Consider the following 21,993-nt stretch of genomic DNA (forward strand, 5'->3'; position numbering starts at 1 on the left):
ATCCCGACCACCCGCACCTCGGAGCACGGAACATGCCCGCATCGGAGCGATCGCCCTACGACGTCCTCGGAATCACCCCGGCGGCCACCCCACCCGAGGTGCACGCCGCCTACGAACGAGCACTGGCCGAGGCCGTCGGCACCGCCGAGCGCGAGGACTGCACGACGGCCTACCTGCACCTGCGCAACACCGGCCGCCGATTGGGCGCCGACATCCTGGAGTACGCCGCGCCCGACCCGGCAACCACCGCCCGCGAAGCCTTCGCCGGCGTCGCCGACGAGCCCTTCCTGTCCCCCGACGCCCCTCCCCCACCGATCGCCGGCCTGGTCGTCCTCCGCCGCACCGACTCCACCGCCGACCACCAAGATCCCCCACCCACCAACGGCACCTTCGCCACCCCCACCCGCTTCACCCCCACCCCCGAAGTCCTCCCCCCGATCGACATCCCCCACTGACAACTCCCCCAGCCCGCCCAAAACGGGGTCATCCCCGACCCGGTTTCACGGTGCGACGGTGCGAGTGACGGTGACGACGAGGACTCCGGTGCTGACCGTGTAGCGGACAAACACCCCTGAGATCGTGGCCTCCCGACGGTCTCGATCGCCACCGACCTGCACGGAGCCGGACCCGTACGGGTCACGGCCGATGGACGAGTTCACGGCGTTCTTGAAGGACCGGACCTGTCCGGAGGACAGGGGCTTGAGGCCGTCTTCGGCCTCATTCGTGTATTGCACCCGGTAGCTCACGTGATCGCGTTCCCGTCCCGGTCCACGCAGTCGCCGAAGTCACCGGCCTTGAGACGCTCGTGCGCGGCCTCGTCGTCCTCCTGAGCCTCCGGAGGGAGTGCCCAGTGCAGGATGGCGTCCCGTTCGAGCCGTTCAAGCGGGGTCTCGTACATGACCTTGTCGAACTCCTCGCGGCGCTCCTCGGGAAGAGCGGCGCGGATCTCCGCAAGCGTGTTCGGCAACTCGATGCGCTCGCCACGAACGACGGTGGTCCTGGGCATGGGCGTCCTCCCATTCACGGTGACATCCAGGATGGCACCGCTCCATCCCCAATCGACACCCGGCGTACACGAGTGGAGCACACACGACCCGGAGTGCACCCCGGCGACTCCCGGATTCCCGCCGGTCACAGCCCCCGCAACCGGTGGAGCATCAGCAACGCAGCCACCGCATTCGCCGACCGGACCTCACCACACGCACCCAGGTCCGGGACGTCCTTCAGCGGCACCCATTCGACCCGATCGGATTCGAACGCGTCCTCCGCATGAGCGTCTCCTCGGCCCAGCCGCCGGTCGTGGTCGATGGCCATCGCACACGGGTGCGATGCGCGAACGGGTGTGCACCTGTGGATGCGCTACTTGGTTTCGCCCATGGCGTTTCGCAGCCAAGTGAGGCTGCCGGTACGCAGGAGTTCCTCGGCGAGGCGCTTCGCGGACTCGGTTCGGATTCGTTGCCGACTGTTGGTGATCCACCGATCGACGTTCACATGACCCTGGTCGCGGTACTCCAAGGCCTGCACGAGGCATTCCAACTTGTCGGCGTCACCGGCACAGATCGCCTCGGTAGTTTCACGGGCCTCGTACTCGCCGATAATCGACCGCATCAGCGCGCCCAACCCCGCAGGCATTCCCAGCGATTGGTCGGCGGCGATCCGCTCGGCGTCACCCTTGCCGACGTACTTCTGGCTGATGTGCGCGAGATCCCCGGTGCGGGTCTCGCCGGTGTCGTGCCACACGCTCAGGAGCGCGGCCTTCGCCGGGTCGGCGCCTTCCAGTTCGGCAATGATCGAGGCAAGGAGCGCGGCCCGCCATGAGTGTTCGGCGACCGACTCCGGGTCCTTGACGCCGGCGATCCACCATCCGGTGCGCTTGTGGTTCTTGAGCGTGCCCGCCTCGAAGAGGAAGTTCGCCACGCTGTTCATGCCGTCGTCGCCCACCCGGTGCCCCTCACCTGTGTTCTATGTCTGCGACAGGCAAATCGCATAGCGAACGGCGTCCGACTCGCGCCGGGCTTGCGCAGACAACGTCTCACCATCCAACAGGACATCCACCCGTTCGCGCAGTCGGCCATGTGTCCACGATGTCGTATCCGGAGCCGGTCGAGGGCGGTCGGCGATGCACTGGCCTGGAGCAGTCACTTCAGGTCGGCAAACATGTGGTCGAGGCGTGCCGCAGTGATGCGTGGTCCCCGCCGGCTACCCCTTCACGATCGCGTCGATGGCGTCGGCGAGCTTGAAGTCGAGTTCGGTCACCACGCCACCGGCGGAGTAGGTGGTCATGCTGAAGCGCAGCTCCTGCCAGTGCAGTTCGACGTCGGGGTGGTGCTCCAATTCCTTGGCGATCTCGGCGACCTCGACGATCAGCCGCACACCGTCGTGATAGTCGATGGCAAAGGCCTTGGCGATGCGCGTCGTGTCCCCGGACCAGCCCTCCCGAGCCGCGAGTTTCGCCGCCACCTCGGTTGCGTCGAGGGGTGTGCGTTCGCCCATGAGGTTCTCCTCAGCCGTTTGCCGGCCCGTCACCCAAGTCGGCCACGAGCTGCTCAGCCTGCCTTACTTCGGGCTCGTGATGCCAGGGGGCCAGTTGCCGCCACGCGGCCTCGACCTCGCCGTGCAGGCGGGCAGACCCGGTCTCGTGGGCGACCCGGACCGCGCCGACGAGAGCATCGACACTCTCTGGCAGGCGCCGCTGATCCGCGAGCGCGGATGCCTGGCGAGCGAGGAAGACCCCGCCATCACGGCGTGATGTCGGCGGCAGGACACCCAACACCTGTTCCCACAGAGCGGTCGCCTCCGCACCCATGTGGAGCCGGCTGTAGCAGGTCGCGCGCTGGATTTCGACGTAATCTTCCGTGCGGCGGCACGCGTTCCCCCAGGGGAAATCGTCGTCCACACACTCGAGGAGCTTGGCTGCGCCATCGAGGAAAGCGTCGGCCTCTGCTCGGTTGCCGAGCATTGCGTGGCCGTGGGCAGCCTGCTGCATGGCTTGCACGCGCACTTTCGGACACAGCAGTCGCCCATCACGGAGAGCCGACGACGACAACTCCACCGTGGCACGCCCGTCACCCGCGTCCATCGCAACCATCGCCTTGTTGGTCAGGGCGTGGCTCACGAGTTGCGTGTCTCCGGCGCGATGCGCGAGTTCCAGGGTCTGGTTCGCCCACACGGTCGCCTGCCCGAGGTCACCGATGTCCTGATACAACCAGGTCACCAGGCCACAGTAGGCTGCGGCGACCTGGAGGAGGCGTCGTCTGACCTCCCCGCTCGCCTGGTCCAGAAGCTTGACGATGAGCTGGTATTGGACGATCACCGTGGGAACCAAGTGATGCGGACCCAGCATGACGTCGGCGCGATAGTGCCCGTCCAACTGCTCGTGGAAGTAGTCGACTATCGCGGGATCCACGCATCGACCGGATGGCCCGGCGCCGAAGCCGGCGAGGGGAAGAGTTGTGACGGCGAGGAATTGCCTTCGGTCCACGGGCTCCAGGCTAAGCAGCGGCGACAGGCATTGCGATGGCGCTTCGGGGCGTTTGGGGCCGATGCCGAGTTCGGCTTCGGTCAGTCCTGTCAAAGCTACGAGGACGCGCCGGTAGATCGGTCGGGGCCGAGTGGTGTCGCCGTCTTCCCAGCGGGCGATCAGTCGGGCATCGACGGAGAGCTGTCGTTCGCCCATCTCGTCTGCCTTGGCCTGGAGTTCCCGGGCGAACTCGGCTCGGGACTGCTTCCATTGGTCCTCACGGACCGCGCGCAGGCGAACGTTCGGTGAGCGATTGATCGCCATGGCGGTCCCCAGATGTGCGGTGACGATGGCACCACGCTATCCACCCCGGCGGGCCAGGTCGCGGGATCGGTGTGGAAATGCCATCGGATTGCCATCGACAGCGACATCGATCTGCATAGCGCTTCTCGCGATGATCGTCACGTCCGGATCGACCTGCCAGGTGGGAGCACGCGTGATGAGCATCGAGACACCGAAAATCGCCGTCAACTCCTCCGGCGATCCGGACCACCCGATCCGGATCACCGCACCAGGCCGCGATCCCCTCGACGTGACGCGCGCCGAACTGACCACGTTGGTGCACGAGTCGCGGATGCATCTGATGCGTACGTTCCCGACCCCGCCGATCGCCGGCGGCGTCCTGGACTCGGGCGGCTGAGCCTCGCCCGATGCCGCCCGTCCCGACCGTTTCCGGCGGGCGGCACCCGGTCCCCGGCCTTCGGCGAGGCCGCGGGACCGGGCCCCCACCCCTTGCCCGGCCGGGCGCCTGAAGACCCCCGCACGCTCGGCCGCGCAGGGCCATCGACCCGAGGGTCGTGCATCGACCACCCCACGGCCGCTGGGGCGTCTTCGCCCGCCTCGCCACAACCGCCGCCGAACACGCGGCGGCGCCGCGCTCGGTCGTGCCGGTCGTGCCGCAGCCGCGCCACGGGGACGACGCATCACGGCCCCAGGGTCACGTCGCCCAGCGCTCAACACGCCCCGCCATCACCTTCCGCATCCGAGGAGAGCTCATGTCCGCCTCGCCCCCGTGGTCCGTCGGTGACCACCTGTGGCGCAAGCTCGGCCCCCGCAACCACCACCTCGGCACCGTCACCAGGATCTGGCACGACGGCACCCGGTGGATGGTCGAATACGAACACGGCGTCCGAGCGCGGGAGACGGTCACCGCACCCGCCGCCGAGATGTACAAGGGCGGGCCCATCACCCGGCCGGTCTGAATGGCGGCGCCGGCCAGACCGGTTCACCCCTCCCACGGCGTCGCGTGGCCGGACCATGGTGCCGGGCTTCGGCGACTTCGCCGCGATGCGCTCGGCGGACTCGATGGACTTCGAGCCCGTCGGCGTCGCCCGGGCGGATTGCTTCAGGCCGTTCACGAGCCGAGTGAGTGTGGTCAGCCGGTCCAGGTGAGGCTGATGACGCTGACCATGACGCGCCGGTCCTGGACCACGTAGGCGGCGAAGCCGTAACGGCCGAACGGTGCTTCCAGGGTGTCCTTCAGGCCACCGGCCATGCGGCTGCCGGCCCCCCAAGGGTCGTGTTGGAGCCGGCGTTCGAGGTCATCGAGCGCGTCGAGGGCGTCGCACGGCAGCGTGCGCCTGACGAGTTCGGCCTTCGGGTGGTACTCGATGGAGTAGCTCACCGGTCCGCTTTCCGCAGCCTTGCGAGGGGAATGGCGCCGACGTCCTCACCGGCGCGGATGGCGCAGGCCCGGGCGAGGACTTCGTCGTAGGTGCCGGCGCGGTGATACTGGAGGCGTCGTTGCCAGGGGCCGAGGACGTCGGCGAGTTGGGCGAGGTCGCCGAGATCGGCCGCGACCCGGAGGGCGTGGGCGTAGTCCCGTTCGAACTCCGCACGGGCGTCGTCGGGGAGTTCGGCGCGGATCTCGCCGGGCGTGGGCCACATGGCGCCGCCGGTATAAATGGTGACGTCGGGTTCGCGCGGGTCTCGGATCTGCTCGTCCATGCCCCCAGCGTGGCATCACTCCGGTCCTGATCGACAGCCGGCGCACACGATCGGAGTGCGCGACCCGCCGTGCGCCGACGGCCCCGGAGAGCCGACCTGCACCGCCATATCCCGACGGGTGCGGCATACCTGGATCTTTCTGCCTGGGGCGGCGGATCGCCGGGACGGTCGGCGCGGGGCGGCCGTTATCGGCCCGAGGTCGGCCGGTACCGCGCTGCCCGCCGCAGCGGCGGGCAGCGCGGCATACGCAGAGCGCAGGTTCATCCGGTGATCGGCGTGGCGCCGGTCACGGCCAGAGACAGGTCCCAGAGCCGGGCCGCCTCGTCGGGGTCGATGGCGTATGCGCGGACGCCGCCGTCGTCCATGGGAGTGTCGGGGGCGCAGACGCGGGCGATGTCGCAGTCCTCCAGGTAGAGGCCGCCACGGCCGTCGAGGAGCGGGGACGTGGCGGCCCACAGGCCGGTGGCGGCCCCCTGTGAGGGGGTCTTGAAGTCGGCGGCGATGACGTTGCCGTGCTCGTCCACCCAACCGCGGTCGATCTGCTCCCGGAGCGTCATCTCCCGCTGGAGCCCGGTGATGATCTTGCCGGGGTGGAGGGCGAATGCCCGGACGCCGTCGCCCTGCCCGAGGACGTCGAGGTGCACGGCGAACAGGGCGTTGGCGGTCTTGGCCTGGCCGTAGGCCAGCCACTTGTCGTAGCCGGTACGGAAGTGCGGATCGTGCCAGCGGATGCCGGTCAGGGTGTGTCCGGCCGAGCTGTTGACGACGACGCGCGCGCCGTCTGCGGCGGCCAGGAGCGGGTAGAGCTCGGAGGCGAGGGTGAAGTGCCCGAAGTGGTTGGCGGTGAGCTGGCCTTCCCAGCCGGGCCCGACGCGCCGCTCCGGGGTGGCCATGACTCCGCCGAGAGCCATCAAAAGGTCGAGACGGTCGAGACGGTCGCTGATGTGCGCGGAGGCTGAGCGGACGGTGTCGATGTCGGCCAGGTCCATGGGGATGACCTCGCAGTTCTTCACCTCTTTCAGAGCGGCACGGGCAACGTCGGGACGGCGGGCGGGAACGATGACCCGGGTTCCGGCAGCCGCCAGAGCCCGGGTGGTCTCCAGGCCGAGCCCGGAGTAGCCCCCGGTCACCACAGCCGTCTTTCCGGAGAGATCGAGGCCGGCCACCATGTCCTCGGTGGTGGTGGAGGCGGAAAAGGGCGAGCCGAGCGGCTGCTGATCAGGAATGGTCATGCCGCCGACGCTACGATCTAGAGCGAGGTCTAGATCAAGTCCGGGAGTGAGCGGCATGACGACCACCGAAGCTGCCGTGCCGTCCCTGAGCATCGGCGAGGTAGCCGAGCGGACCGGACTGAGCGTGCACGCCCTGCGCTTCTACGAGCGCGAGGGCCTGCTCGTCGGACCGGTCCAACGCACGTCGGGCGGCCGACGGCGCTACACCTCCTTCGATGTCGAATGGCTGCTGACCTGCGTCAAGCTCCGCGAATCCGGCATGCCGCTGGCCGACCTCAAGCACTTCGCCGAACTGGTACGCCGCGGACCGGGCAACGAAGCGGAACGCCTGCAACTACTCGACGCCCATCGACAGCGGGTAGACGCACAGATCCAGGCGCTGGAGGAGTGCCGATCCGTCATCGCCTGGAAGGTCGGCGTCTACGCCGAGCACCTCGCCCGCGGCGAAGCCGACGGGCTCTGGGACCCGACAACCTGAGGCAAGCGTTGACAGCCGCGTCGTGTGCGCTGCGCCGGCAATGGCGTGGCAAGCCCTGGCTTCGCGGCTGCGAGGGTCTGCCCCGCCGAAAGTGTCATCGACGTCCTGACCTGCAACACCTAGCTCTTCGTGGCCATCGCGCGCAGGAAGAAGGTCAGGTTGGCCGGGCGTTCGGCGAGACGTCGCATGAAGTAGCCGTACCACTCGGCGCCGTACGGGAGGTAGATCCGCATCAGGTCGCCGCGCTCGACGATCCGGGCCTGCTCCTCCGGGCGGATCCCGTACAACATCTGGAACTCGAAGCTGCCCGGCGCCCGGCCGGCCAGGTCCGCCAGGTGTCGCGCGATGGCGATCAGGCGCGGGTCGTGCGAGGCCACCATGGGGTAGCCCGCGCCCCCCATCAGGATCCGCAGGCACCGCACGTACGAGCGGTCCACGTCGCCCTTGTCCTGGAACGCGACCGACTCCGGCTCCTGGTAGGCGCCCTTGCACAGCCGTACCCGCGAGCCCTCGTGGGCCAGGTCCCGGCAGTCCTGCTCGGTGCGGTGCAAATAGGCCTGGAGCACCGCGCCCACCCACGGGAAGTCCGCACGCAGCTCGCGCAGGATGCCCAGTGTCGAGTCGGTCGTGGTGTGGTCCTCCATGTCCAGGGTGACCGTGGTGCCCACCCGCGCGGCGGCCACGCAGATCCGCCGGGCGTTGTCCAGCGCGATCCGCTCACCGTCGCCGGGCAGGAACTGCCCGACGGCGGAGAGCTTGACCGACACCTCGGCGCTGCGCGCGAGCCCGGTCGCGCCGAGGGTGTCGAGCAGCGCCTCGTACGCGTCCACCGTCGCGTCGGCCCGGGACCGGTCCGTGGTGTCCTCGCCGAGGTGATCGAGCGTCACCTTGCGTCCGGAGTCGACCAGTTCGCGGGTCACCCGGATCGCGTCCGCGAGCACGTCGCCCGCCACGAAGCGGTCCACGATCGCCCGGGTCGGCGGCAGGTGCTCGACCAGCGAGCGGGTCCGCGGCGAGCGGGCCGCCGCGAGGATGGGGCTGCGGAGCATCTTCTTCTCCCGAAGTACCGGTGGGGTGAGGGTGGGTCAGCCCATGTGCGGGTAGCGGTGGTCCGTCGCCGGGACGAACGTCTCCTTGATCGAGCGCGAGCTGGTCCAGCGCATCAGGTTCTGCATCGCGCCGGCCTTGTCGTTGGTGCCGGACGCGCGCCCGCCGCCGAACGGCTGCTGACCCACCACCGCGCCGGTGGGCCGGTCGTTGATGTAGAAGTTGCCCGCCGCGAAGCGCAGCACGTGCGCCGTGTGCGCGATGACCTCGCGGTCCTGCGCGATGATCGCGCCGGTCAGGCCGTACGCGGAGACCGACTCCATCTGGGTGAGCATCGCCTCGTACGCGTCGTCCTCGTAGACGTGCACGGCCAGGATCGGGCCGAAGTACTCGTCCTTGAAGATCTCGTGGTCGGGGTTCGCCGAGACCAGCACGGTGGGCCGGATGAACCAGCCGACGCTGTCGTCGTAGCTGCCGCCCGCGACGACCTCGACCGTGTCGTCGGCGTGCGCGCGGTCGATCGCGGCCTTGTTCTTGGCGAACGCGCGTTCGTCGATGACCGCGCCCAGGAAGTGGCTCAGGTCGGTGGGGTCGCCCATCGACAGGCCGTCGACGGTGGCCAGGAAGTCGTCCTTGAAGCCGCTCTCCCAGATCGAGCGCGGGATGTAGGCGCGCGAGGCGGCCGAGCACTTCTGGCCCTGGTACTCGAACGCGCCACGTACCAGCGCGGTCCGCAGCACGTCGTGGTCGGCGCTGGGGTGCGCGACCACGAAGTCCTTGCCGCCGGTCTCGCCGACGATCCGCGGGTAGGTGCGGTAGCCGGCGATGTTCTCGCCGACCGTGCGCCACAGGTGCTGGAAGGTGGCGGTGGAGCCGGTGAAGTGGATGCCCGCGAGCGCGGGGTGCTTGAGCGCGACCTCGGAGACCGCGATCCCGTCGCCGGTGACCAGGTTGATCACGCCGGCCGGGAGCCCGGCCTCTTCGAGCAGGCGCATCAGCAGTACGGCGGAGAAGGTCTGGGTGGGCGAGGGCTTCCAGACCACCACGTTGCCCATCAGCGCCGGTGCCGTGGGCAGGTTGCCCGCGATGGCGGTGAAGTTGAACGGGGTGATCGCGTAGACGAAGCCCTCCAGCGGCCGGTGGTCCGTCCGGTTCCACACGCCCGGGCTGCTGATCGGCTGCTCGGCCAACACCCGGCGGGCGAAGTGCACGTTGAAGCGCCAGAAGTCGATCAGCTCGCAGGACGAGTCGATCTCGGCCTGCTGCGCGTTCTTGCCCTGGCCCAGCATGGTCGCGGCGGCGAGCGTCTCGCGCCACGGGCCGGCGAGCAGGTCGGCGGCCTTGAGGAAGATCGCGGCGCGGTCGTCGAAGGACAGGTCGGCCCACGCGGGCGCGGCGGCCAGGGCGGCGTCGATCGCGTCCTGGGCATCCTGGGCGCCGGCGTGCGCGAAGGTGCCCAGGCGGGCGGCGTGGTTGTGCGGCTGGACCACGTGGCCGCGCTCGCCGGAACCCATCCGGCGCTCGCCGCCGATGGTCATCGGGAGGTCGATCGGGGCCGCGGCCAGTTCCTTGAGCTTCGCTTCGAGGCGGGCCCGCGCGGGCGTGCCGGGGGCGTAGTCGTGTACCGGCTCGTTGACCGGGGCGGGGACCTGGGTCACAGCGTCCAAAACGGCGCTCCTGTTCGGTGATCTGGGTGTGCGGCGATCCGGGTGTCCGGCGGTGCCGCGGCCCGGGTCGTCGGCGGTGCGGCGGTCCGGGTGGTGCGGCGGTCCGGCTCCGGGTGGTCCGGCGGTCCGGGTCGTCGGTGGTGCGCTGGTCCGGCGGTCGGGGTGTCCGGCGGTGCGGGGGTGGTGTCCGGCGGCCCGCCCGTCAGGTGTTCGGCGCGCTGCCGAATGCCTGATCCGCGAGCGATTCGGGCATGGTTCCCGCGCTCAACGGTAGGCCGGACGTGACTCCGGGTGTTTATCCGATCGGTTAAACTCGAAACTTTCCGCTTGGCTCATCGGCCAACATCCACGAAGGGGCCGCACGTGCCCGAAAGCGGCGTCCCGCTCCGCGAACTGCTGGCCGCTCTCGGCGGCCCGGTCGGCGACGGCCCGGTCCGGGTGGCCGCGGCCGGCGGCGGCCTGGAGGGCCTGGTCCGGCACGTGTCGATCCTCGACCCCGAGGAGGAGCCGCACGCGATGCCGGGCGACCTGCTCCTGGTGGTCGGTCTGCGCGGCCGGGCGGCGGCGGGCACGGTCCGGGCGGCGGGCGCGGCCGGCGCGGTGGCGGTCGCGGTCAAGGGCGAACACGCGGCGCTGCGCGAAGTGGCCGACGCGGCCGGCGTGGTGCTGCTCTCGGTGCGCCCGGAGGCCCGCTGGGAGCAGGTCGCCGCCCTCGCGCACGCCGCGTTGGACGAGCGGCCGGACGCCGAACCCCCGGATGGCGGCGACCTGTTCTCGCTCGCCCAGACCACCGCGATGCTCACCGGCGGCGGAGTGAGCATCGAGGACAGCGCCAACCGGGTGCTCGCCTACTCGCGCGCGACCGGGCCGGACGAGGCGGACGAACTGCGCCGGTTGTCCATCCTGGGCTGGCAGGGGCCGGAGGAGTACATGGCCCGGCTGCGCGACTGGGGCGTCTTCCACCGGCTGCGCAGCACGACCGAGGTGGTCGCCGTCGAGGAGCGCCCGGACCTGGGCATCCGCCGCCGGCTTGCGGTCGGCGTGCATGCGGGCGGGCGCTGGCTGGGCACGATCTGGGTCCAGGAGGGCCGGCAGCCGCTCGCCGAGCGGGCCGAGGAGGTGCTGCTCGGCGCGGCACGGGTGGCCGCGCTGCACCTGGTCCGGCGGCGTACCCGGCTGCCCGCCGAGGCCGGCCTGACCCGGGAGAACGTCGCGGGCCTGCTCACCGGCGCGGTCGCAGCCCGGACCGCCGCCGCGCAGCTGGGTCTGGACCCGGTGCGGCCGGTGCTTATCCTCGGCTTCGCGGTACGGGCGAGCACGCCGGACGAGTCGTCCCTGGAACTGGCCCGGACCGAGTTGGCCAACCTGGTCTCGGTGTACGCGGCGGCCCGGCACAGCCACGCGCAGGTCGCGCCGCTGGGCCCGCGGCTGTACGTACTGCTGTCCGCGCCGCCGGCCGAATCGGTGGCGCTCGGTTGGGCACACGAGATCGCCGAGGCCGCGCACGGGCACCTGGGCCTCACCGTGCGCGGCGCGGTGGGCGATCCGGCGCCGAGCCTGGCCCGTACGGTGGTGGCCCGGGAATCGGCGGACCGGGTCCTGGACGCGATGGCGGCCGGCGGAGTGTCGGCCGAGGTGGCGGCGCTGTCCGAGGTGCGCCCGGAGGTGTTGTACGGCGAGGTCCAGGCGCTGCTGACCGACCAGCGGCAGATCCGCGACCCCCGGCTGATCGCGCTGCGGGCGCACGACGCCGAGCACGACACGGAGTACGCGAACTCGGTGCTGGCCTGGCTGGATGCGCTGGGCGACGTGCGGGCCGCCGCCGCGGGGCTGCACATCCACCCCAACACGCTGCGCTACCGGATCCGCCGGGCCGGCGAACTCACCGGCCTGGACTGGACCGACCCCAAGACCCGTCTGCTCGCGGCGTTGTTGCTGCGGCTGCCGGATTGAGGGTGGGGTGCGGCCGGGGCGGTGGGGCGTTCGGTGAAACGTGCGGTGGCATGCGGTCGCTCCGGGGAACGGGCCGGGGGGTGCCGGTCCGTTCGACGAACGAGGCGTGGGTTGCGGTCGGTTCAGTGCACGTGGCTCAGTGCACGTGGCTCGGTGCACGTGGCTCGGGGATCGCGATCGTCCCGGCCAACGAGCCGTGAGCCCTGGTCGGTTGGGCGAACCGGTGGTCGGCCGCGGCCGACCCGTGTCGGAACGCTCAGACGTGGATGCCCAGTTCGGCCAGCAGGTCCAGGCTCACGTACTCGCCCCCGGTTCGCGACGCCGGGCCGTCGCACAGTTCGAGCGTGGCGGACACCATCTGGTCCATGGTCTCGATCTGATCGGGCCGCAACTGCCCGCCGACCAGCTCTTCGGCACCCTCGCTGAGCACCGCGGCCCGCGGCTCGATGGTGTTCACCCGGATCCCGGTCCCGTACAGCTCCGCGGCCAAGGCGTTGGTGATCCGGTTCAACGCGGCCTTGGACGCCCCGTACACCGCGGTCTTGGTGCCCAACACGCCCAACTCGAACGGCGGCCCCGCCCACGGCCGCGCGGTGCCGCTGGTCACGTTCACGATCCAGCCCTCGCCGCGGCCGGCCATCGCCGGCACCACGGCCTGACACAACTCCATCGGGGCGAGCACGTTCACCTCGAAGTGCAGCCGGGCACGCCGCTGCGGATACACCCGCAACGACGCGTAGGAGGCCATCGCCGCGTTGTTGACCAGGATGTCGATCGGTCCGCCGAGGCTCTCCTCGGCGGCCGGGACGATCCTGGCCCGCTGCGCCTCGTCGGACAGGTCGGCCACCACCACGGCGCTGCGCCGACCGTGCCGGGCTATCAGCGTCTCGGTCCGCTCCAACGACCCGGCCAGGTTCCCCTGCCGCAACGTCCGCGCGGTCACCGCCACATCGGCCCCCTCGGCCGCGAGCCGCACCGCCAACGCCGCCCCGATTCCCCTGCTGGCCCCGGTGATCAATGCCCTACGTCCCTCGAACCGCTTGACCACGGCGTCCCTCCCTGGTTCCGGACAACTGCCTGCCGACACCATCCTCACAACAGTGGACTAGGTCAACCATCAGAACCGGAAATCCCACCACCCGAAATCCCCGACCCACCCCACCACCACCCGACCCCATGCCCCGGAAGCGCCCCGGAGCCACCGGGCGCACACCACGGCGCGTGCTCCGTTCGTGTGCGCGGGCTGTCGTTCGTGGTCGGTGCGGTGTCACGCTGAGGGGATGGACGAGCAGATCCGAGACCCGCGCGAACCCGAGCACGTGATCGGTTTCGGCGGAAAACACCACCCCACTCCGGCCGAACTCCGTGCGGAACTCCCGGCGCATCTGCGCGCCGAGTTCGAGGAGGAGTATGCCGCCGCGCTGGCCGAGGCCGCCCTGCGCGGCGACCTGATGCCTCTCGCCAAGATGCTTCCCGAATGGCAGACCACCCTGTGGGGCCGACGCCAACCGAACTGGCCCGAGGTGTCCGAGGCGATCGAGCGCATCAACGCCGGTCTGCCCGTCGAGACCGTCCTCGTCATTCCCCCGGAGCGACAGGAGTAGGACATGGCGTACCGGGTCGAGTCCCTGTCCCAGCCTCAGGCATGGTTGCGGAGCGCACCGAGCCACGCGGTGGAGGCGTACTGGGACATGGTGCGGAATCTCCAGTCGGACCCATGGCGGGTCGGTGTCGCGAAGCGCGGCGCGAAGAACACCAGGGACTATGCGTTCTGCGTCGAGGGAACCGCAACCTTCGTCATCGAGGACACCTGCGTGACGGTCACCATCGTCGGGATCGCCTGAGGCAGGCCGCCTCCCGAACGCCGGCCCCCCGGGGCCGGCGCCGGCGAGGGCCCTCACGACGATGCGCGATGGTCACGAAGCGGTGCAAGGCGCGGCTCGGCCGCAAGCGCCGGACGAACCCGATCGGCTCGTCCGGCGCCTGCGTGGTGGAACTAGCGCGGCAGGCCCAGTTCCCGGGCGATCAGCATGCGTTGGACCTCGCTGGTGCCCTCGCCGATTTCCAGGATCTTGGCATCGCGCCAGAAGCGGGCCACCGGGTATTCGTTCATGAAGCCGTAGCCGCCGTGGATCTGGGTGGCGTCGCGGGCGTTGTCCACCGCGCTTTCCGAGCTGTACAGCTTGGCCAATGCGGCTTCCTTCTTGAATCGCTCGCCGTGCACCAGCAGCGAGGCCGCGTGCCGCCAGGCCAACCGGGAGTTGTGCGCGCGCATCTCCATGTCGGCGAGCTTGAAGGCGATCGCCTGATTGGCGCCGATCGGCCGGCCGAACGCCTCGCGTTCGCCGGAGTAGCGCACCGATTCGTCCACGCAGCCCTGGGCCAGCCCGGTGGCCAGCGCCGCGATGGCCACCCGGCCCTCGTCCAGGATCGACAGGAACTGGGCGTAGCCCCGGCCACGTTCGCCGAGCAGGTTCTCGGCGGGCACGCGTACGTCGGTGAAGGACAGTTCGCGGGTGTCCGAGCAGTTCCAGCCGACCTTGGAGTACGGCGGGGCGACGGTGAAGCCCTTGGTGCCGGCGGGCACGATGATCGTGCTGATCTCCTTGCCGCCGTCGCCCTTGGTGCCGGTGACCGCGGTGACCGTGACGAAGCCGGTGATGTCGGTGCCGGAGTTGGTGATGAAGCACTTGCCGCCGTTGATCACCCACTCCCCGGTCGCTTCGTCCAGGCGCGCGGTGGTGCGCGTGGCGCCGGCGTCCGAGCCGCCGCCGGGCTCGGTCAGGCCGAAGGCGCCGAGCATTTCGCCGCTGGTCAGCTTGGGCAGCCAGGTCTCCTTCTGCTCCTTGGTGCCGAACCGGTGGATCGGCATCGCGCCCAGCGAGACGGCCGCCTCCAGCGTGATGGCGACCGAGGAGTCGACCCGGGCCAGTTCCTCCAGCACCAGGCCGAGTGCGAGGTAGTCGCCGCCCATGCCGCCGTACTCCTCCGGGAACGGCAGCCCGAACAGACCCATCCGCCCCATCTCGCGCACGATCGCGTACGGGAATTCGTGCTTCTCGTACAGCTCGCCGATCGCGGGCGCGATCACGTCCTTGGCGAACTCGGCGACAGTGCGCCGTAGTTGCTCGTACTCGTCGTCGAGGCGGTGGTCCAACATGGGGCAGGCTCCCGGATTCGGTGGCGGGGCGGCTCGGCGCGCTCGTGGCGACACCGGTCCGTGGGGGTGGGTCGGTCGGCCGCCGGTGGGCAGCCGGGTGGTACTAGGAGTTCGGGTCGGTCAAGGTCAGGCCGTGTGCGTCCACCCGCTTGCCCGCCAGCGCCTGCACCGCGCGTGAGGGGCTGGGGCGGCCGAGCAGTTCGGCCATCCACACGCTGGTGGCGACCAGCGCGCCCAGGTCGACGCCGGTCTCGATGCCCAAGCCGTGCAGCATCCAGACCAGGTCCTCGGTGGCCAGGTTGCCGGTCGCGCTGTCCGCGTACGGGCAGCCGCCCAGGCCGCCGGCCGAGGCATCCACGGTGGTCACCCCGAAGCGCAGCGCCGCGAGCGTGTTGGCCAGGGCCTGGCCGTAGCTGTCGTGGAAGTGCACCGCGATCTTCTCGGCCGGCACGCCGGCCTCGGCGAATGCGCTCAGCAGCGCGGTGACGTGTCCGGGCGTGGCGACGCCGATCGTGTCGCCCAGGCTGAGCTGCGAACAGCCCATCTCGACCAGGGCCTTGCCCACCCGGACCACCTGGTCGAGCGGTACCGGGCCCTCCCACGGGTCGCCCCAGCACATGGACAGGTAGCCGCGCGTGTCGATGCCGGCGGCGCCGGCCCGCTCGACCACCGGGCGGAACATGTCCAGCGATTCGGCCACCGTGCGGTTGAGGTTGCGCCGGGCGAACGTCTCGGTGGCGCTGCCGAACACCGCGATCCGACTCGCGCCCAGTTCCAGCGCACGATCGAAGCCGCGCTCGTTGGGCACCAGGACGGGCAGCCGGCGATCCGCCGTCGCGATCTCGGCGTCCGCCCGTACCGCCGCGAACACCTCGGCGGCGTCCGCGAGTTGCGGCACCCACTTGGGCGGTACGAAGCTGGTCACCTCGATCGTGCCCAGCCCCGCGCGGGCCAACCGGCGGACGAACTCGACCTTGGCCTCGGTGGGCACCACACCGGACTCGTTCTGCAATCCGTCGCGGGCGCCCACCTCGTGGATGAACACCCGCTCCGGCAGCCCGGGTTCGCGGTGGGTGTCCGGCAACTGTCGCGTCATCGGGCCTTCGCCTCCAGGTCGAGCGATCCGCCGAGCGGAGCATCCGGGGACCCGGCAGCCGGCCCGTCCGGCGCCGCGTCGATCGGCCCGTCCACCGACTCGTTCCCGTCCGCGGCCGACGGTTCCTGCGGCGTCACCACCGCCAGCGTCTGATCCATCGCCACCGACGCACCGGCCGGCGCGCCGATCTCGGTGACCACGCCGTCGAAGGGCGCGGTCAGCGCGTGTTCCATCTTCATCGCCTCCACCACGACCACCGTCTGGCCGCGGGTGACCCGGTCGCCGATCGCGGCCTTGACCACGGTCACCGTGCCCGGCATCGGCGAGGTCAGCGCGCCGCTGGCCGCCGCCCCGCCGGCCGCCTCGGCCCGTACGGTGTCCACCTCGCTCACCCGCCAGGTGTCCGGCCCGTAGGCGAGCCAGCGCACCCCGGACGTCTCGGCGACGTAGTCGAAGCGCTTGGTCAGGCCGTCGTGCGCGACCGCGAGCCCACCGGGCACGACCTGCACCGACGCCGGCACCGGCGGACCGCCGTCCACGGAGACCTCCCCGCCGCGCACCCGCACCTCGATCGGCTCGCCCGGCCCGATCCGCAACACGTGCGTGTCCCAGGCCGGACCACCGACCCGCCACCCGGTCTGCGCCGAGAACGGATCCACCCACCCGGTACCGGTGTTGCGCTCGGCGCGCGCCGCGAGCGCCGCGGCGACCGCCACCTCCGGCGGCGCCGAATGGCCGGTCAGGTCGTCCGTCCGAGCCTCGACCAGCCCGGTGTCCAGGTCGCCCGCGAGCACCGCCGGGTCGCCCAACAGGCGGTACAGGAAGCCGAGGTTGGTGGTCACGCCCAGCACCCGGGTCTGCGCGAGGGCCGCACGCAGCCGGGTGATCGCCGTCGCACGGTCCTCGCCGTACGCGATCACCTTGGCCAGCATCGGGTCGTAGGAGCTGCCGACCTCGCCGCCCTCGCGCAGCCCGGAGTCCACCCGGACGCCCTCCAGGTCGGGCTCACACACCGTCAGCACCCGTCCGCCGGTGGGCAGGAAGCCCCGGTCGGGGTCCTCGGCGTAGATCCGCGCCTCGACCGCGTGGCCGTGCATGGACACGTCGGACTTGCCGATCGCGGCGCCGGCGGCGATCCGCAGCTGGCTCTCCACCAGGTCGACCCGGGTGACCAGTTCGGTCACCGGGTGCTCCACCTGGAGACGGGTGTTCATCTCCATGAAGTAGAACGAGCCGGGATCGTCGGCCGGCACGATGAACTCGATGGTGCCCGCGCTGACATAGCCGCAGGCTCGCGCGGCGCGCACGGCGGCGGCGCCCATCTCGGCCCGGGTGTCCGCGTCCAGCAGGGCGGACGGGGCCTCCTCGATGATCTTCTGGTGCCTGCGCTGCAGGCTGCACTCGCGTTCGCCCAGGTGCACGACCGTGCCGTGGGTGTCCGCGAGCACCTGGATCTCGATGTGCCGGGGCCGGTCGATCCAGCGCTCGATCAGCAACGTGTCGTCGCCGAACGCGCCCTTGGCCTGCCGGCGGGCCGCCGCGATCTCGTCCGCGAGCCGCGCGCCGTCGTGCACCAGGCGCATGCCCTTGCCGCCGCCGCCCGCCGACGGCTTGATCAGCACCGGGAAGCCGATCTCGCGGGCGATGTCCGCGAGTTCGCCGTCGCTCATGCCGGCTGATCCGCCGCCCGGAACCACCGGCACGCCGAACGCCGCGACCGTCTCCTTGGCCCGGATCTTGTCGCCCATCAGCTCGATCACGCCCGCCGGGGGTCCGACGAAGACCAGCCCGGCCCGCTCCACGGCGGCGGCGAACGCGGCGTTCTCGGAGAGGAATCCGTATCCCGGATGGATCGCCCGGGCACCGGATCGCACCGCCGCGGCGACCACCGCGTCGCCGTCCAGATAGCCGGGCACCGCAACGGCCACGTCCGCCTCGCGCACGTGCCGCGCGTCGGCGTCGCCCGGCCCGTACACGGTGATCGCACGCACGCCCAGCCGGCGCAGCGTGCGCAGCACCCGGACCGCGATCTCGCCTCGGTTGGCGACCAGTACAGCCTCGAACACGTCGTGACCCCTCACATCCGGAACAGACCGAATTGCGGCTGCGCCAGCGGCGCGTTTCCGCACGCCGTCAGCGCGAGCCCCAGCACGGTGCGGGTGTCCAGCGGGTCGATGATCCCGTCGTCCCACAGCCGCGCGGTCGCGTAGTAGGCGTTGCCCTGCCGCTCGTACTGGTCGCGGATCGGCTGCTTGAACTCTTCCTCGCCGGTCCAGCTCCCGCCGCTCGCCTCGATCTGGTCGCGCTTGACGGTGGCGAGCACGGTCGCGGCCTGCTCGCCGCCCATCACCGAGATCTTGGCGGTGGGCCACATCCACAGAAAACGCGGACTGTACGCGCGGCCGCACATCGAGTAGTTGCCCGCGCCGTGCGAGCCGCCGATCACCACGGTCAGCTTGGGCACGCGCGTGGTGGCCACGGCGGTGACCATCTTGGCGCCGTGCTTGGCGATGCCGCCGTGCTCGTAGTCCTTGCCGACCATGAAGCCGGTGATGTTCTGCAGGAACACCAGCGGGACCCCGCGCTGGTCGCACAGTTCGATGAAGTGCGCGCCCTTGACCGCGGATTCCGCGAACAGGATGCCGTTGTTGGCGACGATGCCCACCGGGTGGCCGTGGATCCGGGCGAACCCGGTGACCAGGGTGGTGCCGTACTCGCCCTTGAACTCGTGGAAGCGCGAGCCGTCCACGATCCGGGCGATCACCTCGCGCACGTCGTAGGGCGTGCGCGCGTCCGGCGGCACCACGCCGTAGAGCCCGGCCGGATCGACCGCCGGCGGTTCGACCTCGCGTACCTCCCACGGCAGTTGCGGCCGAGCGCCGAGCGTGCCGACGATGTCGCGGACGATCCGCAGCGCGTCCTTGTCGTCGGCCGCGAGATGGTCGACCACGCCGGAGATCCGGGCGTGCACGTCGCCGCCGCCCAACTCCTCGGCGCTGACCACCTCGCCGGTCGCGGCCTTCACCAGCGGCGGGCCGCCTAGGAAGATCGTGCCCTGGTTGCGCACGATCACCGTCTCGTCGCTCATCGCCGGCACGTACGCGCCGCCGGCGGTGCACGAGCCGAGCACGGCGGAGATCTGCGGAATGCCCTTGGCGCTCATCTGCGCCTGGTTGTAGAAGATCCGGCCGAAGTGGTCCCGGTCCGGGAAGACCTCGTCCTGCATCGGCAGGAACGCGCCGCCGGAGTCGACCAGGTACAGGCACGGAAGCCGGTTCTCCAGCGCGATCTCCTGCGCCCGCAGGTGCTTCTTGACCGTCATCGGGTAGTACGTGCCGCCCTTGACGGTCGCGTCGTTGGCCGCGATCACGCATTCGCGCCCGGCCACCCGGCCGACGCCCGCGATGATGCCCGCCGCCGGCGCGTCGCCGCCGTACATCCCGTCGGCGGCCAGCGGCGCGACCTCCAGGAACGGCGTGCCCGGGTCGAGCAGCGCCTCCACCCGGTCGCGCGGCAGCAGTTTGCCGCGCGCGGTGTGCCGCTCCCGGGCCCGTTCGCCGCCGCCCAGGGCGGTCGCCGCCAGCCGGTCCCGCAGCTCGCCGACCGCGCGTTCGTGTGCTTCCGCGTTGGCCCGGTACGTCTTCGCCCCCGGGTCGGCGGCTGTGCCGAGCACGCTCTCCATGACACCGCCTCAAGTTAACCTTCGTTCACCTGCCCCCGAGGTTAACCATGGTTAATCCGAGTGTCTAGCATGGACACATGACCGTGAGCCGTCGAGAGCAGATCCTGCAGGTGGCAGCCCGCCTGTTCGCCGAGCGCGGCTACCAGGGCGTGGGCATGGACGACATCGGCGCGGCGGTGGGCATCAGCGGCCCCGCGCTGTACAAGCATTTCCGGGGCAAGGAGGCGATGCTGACCGAGCTGCTGGTCGACATCAGCGAAAAACTCCTGGCCCGGGGCCTGGAGCGGGCCGCGATCGAGGACCCGGCGGACGCGCTGGCGGCGCTGATCGAGGGGCAGGTCGACTTCGCGCTGCGCCACCCGGACCTGATCACGCTGCACGACCACGCGCTCAACCAGGTGCCCACGGCCGAACGGCACCGGATCCGCCGGGTGCAGCGCGCCTACGTGGAGATCTGGGTCGAGGTCGCCCTCAAGGCCCACCCGGGCGGTCTCGACGACCGCGAGGCGCGTGCGGCGGTGCATGCGGCCTTCGGCCTGATCAACTCGACCCCGCACACCCTGCGCACCCCGCAGCGCATCCTGGCGCCGATGTTGCGCCGCATGGCCCTGGGCGCGCTGTCGGCGGCGGCCACGCCGTAGCCGGGGGCCCGGCCCGTGTCACCGACCTCACGGGTGAATACACCTAGCCGGCTTCGTACGGGATGTCCACCGCGTCGGTGCGGCCGGACCAGGACAGGTCCAGGTGCCAGCAGCCGGGCGCGGGCAGGTCGATGTTCGACGGGCCCGGGCCGCCGACCACCTCGCGGGTGACCACGTCGCTGCCGCCGACCAGGGTCGCCTCGATCCGCAGTGCTCGACCCGGCCGGTCGCCGTCGCCCGGGCCGGGGCGGGCCGCCCACAGGATCCTGCTCGGTCGACCGGGCCGGGCCGGGGCCGAGTACGGATAGCCGAGCAGTATCGCGACGATCTCCCCGCGCGCGCCGAACACGTGCGGGGCGGACGCGCCCGGGGCGAGGCCCGCGCGCGCCCACTCGGGTAACTCCCCGCGGGCGACCGCGGACGCGCACGGTCCGGCGCCGCTCGCCGGCGACGCGGAGACCACCGCCCGGTACCGGGACGGTCCGCCGCACGCCACCAGGAGCGAGACACTCAAGGCGATGAGCGGAGCGACCCGGCGGCGTTGCGATGACATGACGCTCCCAACGGCCCGCGCGGCCGGTCCCGTTCGGGCCGCGACGATGCCTCGTGGTGGACCCGGGACCCCCGAGGAATCCGATGGGTGATCGACCGACTCCGTTCGGTGACTCGTACGAGAGTTCCTTTCCCGGGCGTGATCCGTCAACCCCGTCCCACAGGGAGAGATCGCGGGGTTCGGGCGCGGCGACCTCGGGTCGGCGCGGGAGCCGGGCCTCGGGACGGATGCCGGGCGGCCGTCCCGAGGCGGTCGGGACCGGGACGGCCGCGACCGGATCCGAAGCCGAATCCGGTCGCGTGCGGGTCGTCAGGCGCCTCGACCCGACGCCCGGATGGTGATGTTGAGCCGGCCCGAGGTCAGGCCGGTGGCCGAATCCCCGGTGCCCGGGCGGATTTTGGGCACCCCGTGGTAGGCGAGCCGGGACGGGCCGCCGAACACCACCAGGTCGCCGCCGCGCAGTTCCACGTCCGTCCACGGACGGGTGCGCGTCTCGGTGTTGCCGAAGCGGAACACGCACGCGTCGCCGATGCTCAGCGACACCACCGGCGCCGGCGAGTCCTCGTCGGCATCCCGGTGCAGCCCCATCTTCGCGTCCGCGTCGTAGAAGTTGACCAGGCCGATGTCGTACGGGTCGGTCGGGATCGACCCGTACACGTCGGCCACCGCCCGCCGGGCCAACGCGCCGAGCACCGGCGGAAAGGGCTTCACCCGCTCCCCGGAGGGCAGTTGCTCGCTGTAGCGGTACGGCTCCCAGTGCAGCCCCAGACACACGCTGCGCACGCTCATCACGCCACCCGAGGGCATCACCACGCGGCCCATGCCGGCCGGCGGCGCGGCCCACTCCCGGGCCGCCACCACCAGTTCGCGCTGCTCGTCGAGCGAGAGCCAATCCGGTACATGCCACGCCCCGGGGGCGATCTCGACCCGCTCCCTGGGCAGCGGAAACAGTCCGTCGCTCACCGCGGGTACCCCATCAGCCGCAACGGGTTACGCCACGTCACGACGCGCCGCCCG

At 71.1% G+C, this 21,993-nt stretch carries 25 protein-coding genes and 1 pseudogene; 8 read left to right on the forward strand and 18 right to left on the reverse strand.

The window, feature by feature from the left end; translation table 11 throughout:
* The first annotated feature begins 32 nt into the window (after positions 1-32).
* Positions 33-455 (forward strand): hypothetical protein, encoded by a 423-nt coding sequence (locus ACZOOI_RS04550; RefSeq protein ID WP_465279523.1) that lies wholly within the window; start codon positions 33-35, stop codon positions 453-455.
* A 45-nt stretch (positions 456-500) separates the two neighbouring features.
* Here the strand turns inward: ACZOOI_RS04550 and ACZOOI_RS04555 are convergent, their stop codons facing one another.
* The 6 genes and pseudogenes from ACZOOI_RS04555 to ACZOOI_RS04580 all read right to left on the reverse strand — a co-directional run bounded on the left by ACZOOI_RS04555 (position 501) and on the right by ACZOOI_RS04580 (position 3,784).
* A complete protein-coding gene (locus ACZOOI_RS04555) occupies positions 501-746 on the reverse strand; it encodes a hypothetical protein (RefSeq protein ID WP_465279524.1) in 246 nt (81 codons plus the stop codon).
* The gene (locus ACZOOI_RS04560; RefSeq protein ID WP_465279525.1) at positions 743-1,006 is read right to left on the reverse strand and encodes a hypothetical protein; all 264 of its coding nucleotides are present in this window, start codon (positions 1,004-1,006) and stop codon (positions 743-745) included. The genes ACZOOI_RS04555 and ACZOOI_RS04560 overlap by 4 nt, the downstream gene beginning before the upstream one ends.
* 125 nt (positions 1,007-1,131) lie before the next feature.
* Positions 1,132-1,266 (reverse strand): annotated as a pseudogene (locus ACZOOI_RS04565) (NUDIX hydrolase); the annotation flags it as partial.
* Between the two features lie 93 nt (positions 1,267-1,359).
* Positions 1,360-1,926, reverse strand: coding sequence for an HD domain-containing protein (locus tag ACZOOI_RS04570; RefSeq protein WP_465281113.1), 567 nt, complete (start codon positions 1,924-1,926; stop codon positions 1,360-1,362).
* 273 nt (positions 1,927-2,199) lie between these two features.
* The gene (locus ACZOOI_RS04575; RefSeq protein WP_465279526.1) at positions 2,200-2,493 is read right to left on the reverse strand and encodes a 4a-hydroxytetrahydrobiopterin dehydratase; all 294 of its coding nucleotides are present in this window, start codon (positions 2,491-2,493) and stop codon (positions 2,200-2,202) included.
* Between the two features lie 10 nt (positions 2,494-2,503).
* A complete protein-coding gene (locus ACZOOI_RS04580) occupies positions 2,504-3,784 on the reverse strand; it encodes a Twin-arginine translocation pathway signal (protein WP_465279527.1) in 1,281 nt (426 codons plus the stop codon).
* 175 nt (positions 3,785-3,959) lie between these two features.
* Here ACZOOI_RS04580 and ACZOOI_RS04585 point away from each other — a divergent pair, with 175 nt between their 5' ends.
* Positions 3,960-4,160 (forward strand): hypothetical protein, encoded by a 201-nt coding sequence (locus ACZOOI_RS04585; RefSeq protein ID WP_465279528.1) that lies wholly within the window; start codon positions 3,960-3,962, stop codon positions 4,158-4,160.
* Positions 4,161-4,515: 355 nt separating this feature from the next.
* Positions 4,516-4,722, forward strand: coding sequence for a hypothetical protein (locus tag ACZOOI_RS04590; RefSeq protein ID WP_465279529.1), 207 nt, complete (start codon positions 4,516-4,518; stop codon positions 4,720-4,722).
* 173 nt (positions 4,723-4,895) lie between these two features.
* On the opposite strand, the gene ACZOOI_RS04595 is transcribed toward ACZOOI_RS04590, so the two are convergent.
* From ACZOOI_RS04595 to ACZOOI_RS04605, 3 genes are all read right to left on the reverse strand, one after another.
* Positions 4,896-5,144, reverse strand: a complete 249-nt coding sequence (locus tag ACZOOI_RS04595) for a hypothetical protein (protein ID WP_465279530.1) — start codon at positions 5,142-5,144, stop codon at positions 4,896-4,898.
* Positions 5,141-5,467, reverse strand: coding sequence for a DUF6247 family protein (locus ACZOOI_RS04600; protein ID WP_465279531.1), 327 nt, complete (start codon positions 5,465-5,467; stop codon positions 5,141-5,143). Before ACZOOI_RS04600 ends, ACZOOI_RS04595 begins: the two co-directional genes overlap by 4 nt.
* Before the next feature lie 260 nt (positions 5,468-5,727).
* Complete coding sequence (locus ACZOOI_RS04605) at positions 5,728-6,699, reverse strand: SDR family NAD(P)-dependent oxidoreductase (protein ID WP_465279532.1); 972 nt, start codon at positions 6,697-6,699, stop codon at positions 5,728-5,730.
* Positions 6,700-6,754: 55 nt separating this feature from the next.
* Here ACZOOI_RS04605 and ACZOOI_RS04610 point away from each other — a divergent pair, with 55 nt between their 5' ends.
* Positions 6,755-7,177, forward strand: a complete 423-nt coding sequence (locus ACZOOI_RS04610; protein WP_465279533.1) for a MerR family transcriptional regulator — start codon at positions 6,755-6,757, stop codon at positions 7,175-7,177.
* A 119-nt stretch (positions 7,178-7,296) separates the two neighbouring features.
* Here ACZOOI_RS04610 and ACZOOI_RS04615 read toward each other — a convergent pair whose 3' ends face one another.
* Both ACZOOI_RS04615 and pruA read right to left on the reverse strand, forming a co-directional pair.
* Positions 7,297-8,226 (reverse strand): proline dehydrogenase family protein, encoded by a 930-nt coding sequence (locus tag ACZOOI_RS04615; RefSeq protein WP_391585035.1) that lies wholly within the window; start codon positions 8,224-8,226, stop codon positions 7,297-7,299.
* A gap of 36 nt (positions 8,227-8,262) precedes the next feature.
* Positions 8,263-9,891, reverse strand: a complete 1,629-nt coding sequence (pruA, locus tag ACZOOI_RS04620) for an L-glutamate gamma-semialdehyde dehydrogenase (protein WP_465279534.1) — start codon at positions 9,889-9,891, stop codon at positions 8,263-8,265.
* Positions 9,892-10,254: 363 nt separating this feature from the next.
* Here pruA and ACZOOI_RS04625 point away from each other — a divergent pair, with 363 nt between their 5' ends.
* Complete coding sequence (locus tag ACZOOI_RS04625; RefSeq protein ID WP_465279535.1) at positions 10,255-11,844, forward strand: PucR family transcriptional regulator; 1,590 nt, start codon at positions 10,255-10,257, stop codon at positions 11,842-11,844.
* A gap of 256 nt (positions 11,845-12,100) precedes the next feature.
* Here the strand turns inward: ACZOOI_RS04625 and ACZOOI_RS04630 are convergent, their stop codons facing one another.
* Entirely contained in the window at positions 12,101-12,892 is a 792-nt protein-coding gene (locus tag ACZOOI_RS04630; RefSeq protein WP_465279536.1) for an SDR family NAD(P)-dependent oxidoreductase, read from the reverse strand.
* A 232-nt stretch (positions 12,893-13,124) separates the two neighbouring features.
* Here ACZOOI_RS04630 and ACZOOI_RS04635 point away from each other — a divergent pair, with 232 nt between their 5' ends.
* Positions 13,125-13,448 carry a DUF6247 family protein gene (locus tag ACZOOI_RS04635; protein WP_465279537.1) on the forward strand — a complete coding sequence of 108 codons (324 nt, stop codon included), beginning with the start codon at positions 13,125-13,127 and terminating at the stop codon, positions 13,446-13,448.
* 3 nt (positions 13,449-13,451) lie between these two features.
* Complete coding sequence (locus tag ACZOOI_RS04640) at positions 13,452-13,688, forward strand: hypothetical protein (RefSeq protein WP_465279538.1); 237 nt, start codon at positions 13,452-13,454, stop codon at positions 13,686-13,688.
* 152 nt (positions 13,689-13,840) lie between these two features.
* On the opposite strand, the gene ACZOOI_RS04645 is transcribed toward ACZOOI_RS04640, so the two are convergent.
* The 4 genes from ACZOOI_RS04645 to ACZOOI_RS04660 form a co-directional block, all read right to left on the reverse strand.
* Positions 13,841-15,001 carry an acyl-CoA dehydrogenase family protein gene (locus tag ACZOOI_RS04645; protein WP_391585146.1) on the reverse strand — a complete coding sequence of 387 codons (1,161 nt, stop codon included), beginning with the start codon at positions 14,999-15,001 and terminating at the stop codon, positions 13,841-13,843.
* A 106-nt stretch (positions 15,002-15,107) separates the two neighbouring features.
* Positions 15,108-16,100: a hydroxymethylglutaryl-CoA lyase gene (locus tag ACZOOI_RS04650; protein ID WP_465279539.1), complete on the reverse strand. Its 993-nt coding sequence runs from the start codon at positions 16,098-16,100 to the stop codon at positions 15,108-15,110.
* A complete protein-coding gene (locus ACZOOI_RS04655) occupies positions 16,097-18,166 on the reverse strand; it encodes an acetyl/propionyl/methylcrotonyl-CoA carboxylase subunit alpha (protein WP_465279540.1) in 2,070 nt (689 codons plus the stop codon). The genes ACZOOI_RS04650 and ACZOOI_RS04655 overlap by 4 nt, the downstream gene beginning before the upstream one ends.
* Positions 18,167-18,177: 11 nt before the next feature.
* Positions 18,178-19,782, reverse strand: coding sequence for a carboxyl transferase domain-containing protein (locus tag ACZOOI_RS04660; RefSeq protein WP_465279541.1), 1,605 nt, complete (start codon positions 19,780-19,782; stop codon positions 18,178-18,180).
* A 77-nt stretch (positions 19,783-19,859) separates the two neighbouring features.
* Here ACZOOI_RS04660 and ACZOOI_RS04665 point away from each other — a divergent pair, with 77 nt between their 5' ends.
* Entirely contained in the window at positions 19,860-20,423 is a 564-nt protein-coding gene (locus tag ACZOOI_RS04665) for a TetR/AcrR family transcriptional regulator (RefSeq protein WP_465279542.1), read from the forward strand.
* A 43-nt stretch (positions 20,424-20,466) separates the two neighbouring features.
* Here the strand turns inward: ACZOOI_RS04665 and ACZOOI_RS04670 are convergent, their stop codons facing one another.
* The gene (locus tag ACZOOI_RS04670; protein ID WP_465279543.1) at positions 20,467-20,937 is read right to left on the reverse strand and encodes a hypothetical protein; all 471 of its coding nucleotides are present in this window, start codon (positions 20,935-20,937) and stop codon (positions 20,467-20,469) included.
* 348 nt (positions 20,938-21,285) lie between these two features.
* Entirely contained in the window at positions 21,286-21,939 is a 654-nt protein-coding gene (locus ACZOOI_RS04675; protein ID WP_465279544.1) for an alpha-ketoglutarate-dependent dioxygenase AlkB family protein, read from the reverse strand.
* Positions 21,940-21,993: the final 54 nt, after the last annotated feature.

This window comes from Embleya sp. L77 (assembly GCF_055557415.1).

Coding starts and splice junctions, on each gene's coding strand:
- ACZOOI_RS04585 (WP_465279528.1), top strand. CDS start 3,960: ATGAGCATCGAGACACCGAAAATCGCCGTCAACTCCTCCGGCGATCCG.
- ACZOOI_RS04600 (WP_465279531.1), bottom strand. CDS start 5,467: ATGGACGAGCAGATCCGAGACCCGCGCGAACCCGACGTCACCATTTAT.
- ACZOOI_RS04660 (WP_465279541.1), bottom strand. CDS start 19,782: ATGGAGAGCGTGCTCGGCACAGCCGCCGACCCGGGGGCGAAGACGTAC.
- ACZOOI_RS04635 (WP_465279537.1), top strand. CDS start 13,125: ATGGACGAGCAGATCCGAGACCCGCGCGAACCCGAGCACGTGATCGGT.
- ACZOOI_RS04615 (WP_391585035.1), bottom strand. CDS start 8,226: ATGCTCCGCAGCCCCATCCTCGCGGCGGCCCGCTCGCCGCGGACCCGC.
- ACZOOI_RS04560 (WP_465279525.1), bottom strand. CDS start 1,006: ATGCCCAGGACCACCGTCGTTCGTGGCGAGCGCATCGAGTTGCCGAAC.
- ACZOOI_RS04650 (WP_465279539.1), bottom strand. CDS start 16,100: ATGACGCGACAGTTGCCGGACACCCACCGCGAACCCGGGCTGCCGGAG.
- ACZOOI_RS04575 (WP_465279526.1), bottom strand. CDS start 2,493: ATGGGCGAACGCACACCCCTCGACGCAACCGAGGTGGCGGCGAAACTC.
- ACZOOI_RS04605 (WP_465279532.1), bottom strand. CDS start 6,699: ATGACCATTCCTGATCAGCAGCCGCTCGGCTCGCCCTTTTCCGCCTCC.
- ACZOOI_RS04610 (WP_465279533.1), top strand. CDS start 6,755: ATGACGACCACCGAAGCTGCCGTGCCGTCCCTGAGCATCGGCGAGGTA.
- ACZOOI_RS04570 (WP_465281113.1), bottom strand. CDS start 1,926: ATGAACAGCGTGGCGAACTTCCTCTTCGAGGCGGGCACGCTCAAGAAC.
- ACZOOI_RS04665 (WP_465279542.1), top strand. CDS start 19,860: ATGACCGTGAGCCGTCGAGAGCAGATCCTGCAGGTGGCAGCCCGCCTG.
- ACZOOI_RS04550 (WP_465279523.1), top strand. CDS start 33: ATGCCCGCATCGGAGCGATCGCCCTACGACGTCCTCGGAATCACCCCG.
- ACZOOI_RS04590 (WP_465279529.1), top strand. CDS start 4,516: ATGTCCGCCTCGCCCCCGTGGTCCGTCGGTGACCACCTGTGGCGCAAG.
- ACZOOI_RS04580 (WP_465279527.1), bottom strand. CDS start 3,784: ATGGCGATCAATCGCTCACCGAACGTTCGCCTGCGCGCGGTCCGTGAG.
- ACZOOI_RS04640 (WP_465279538.1), top strand. CDS start 13,452: ATGGCGTACCGGGTCGAGTCCCTGTCCCAGCCTCAGGCATGGTTGCGG.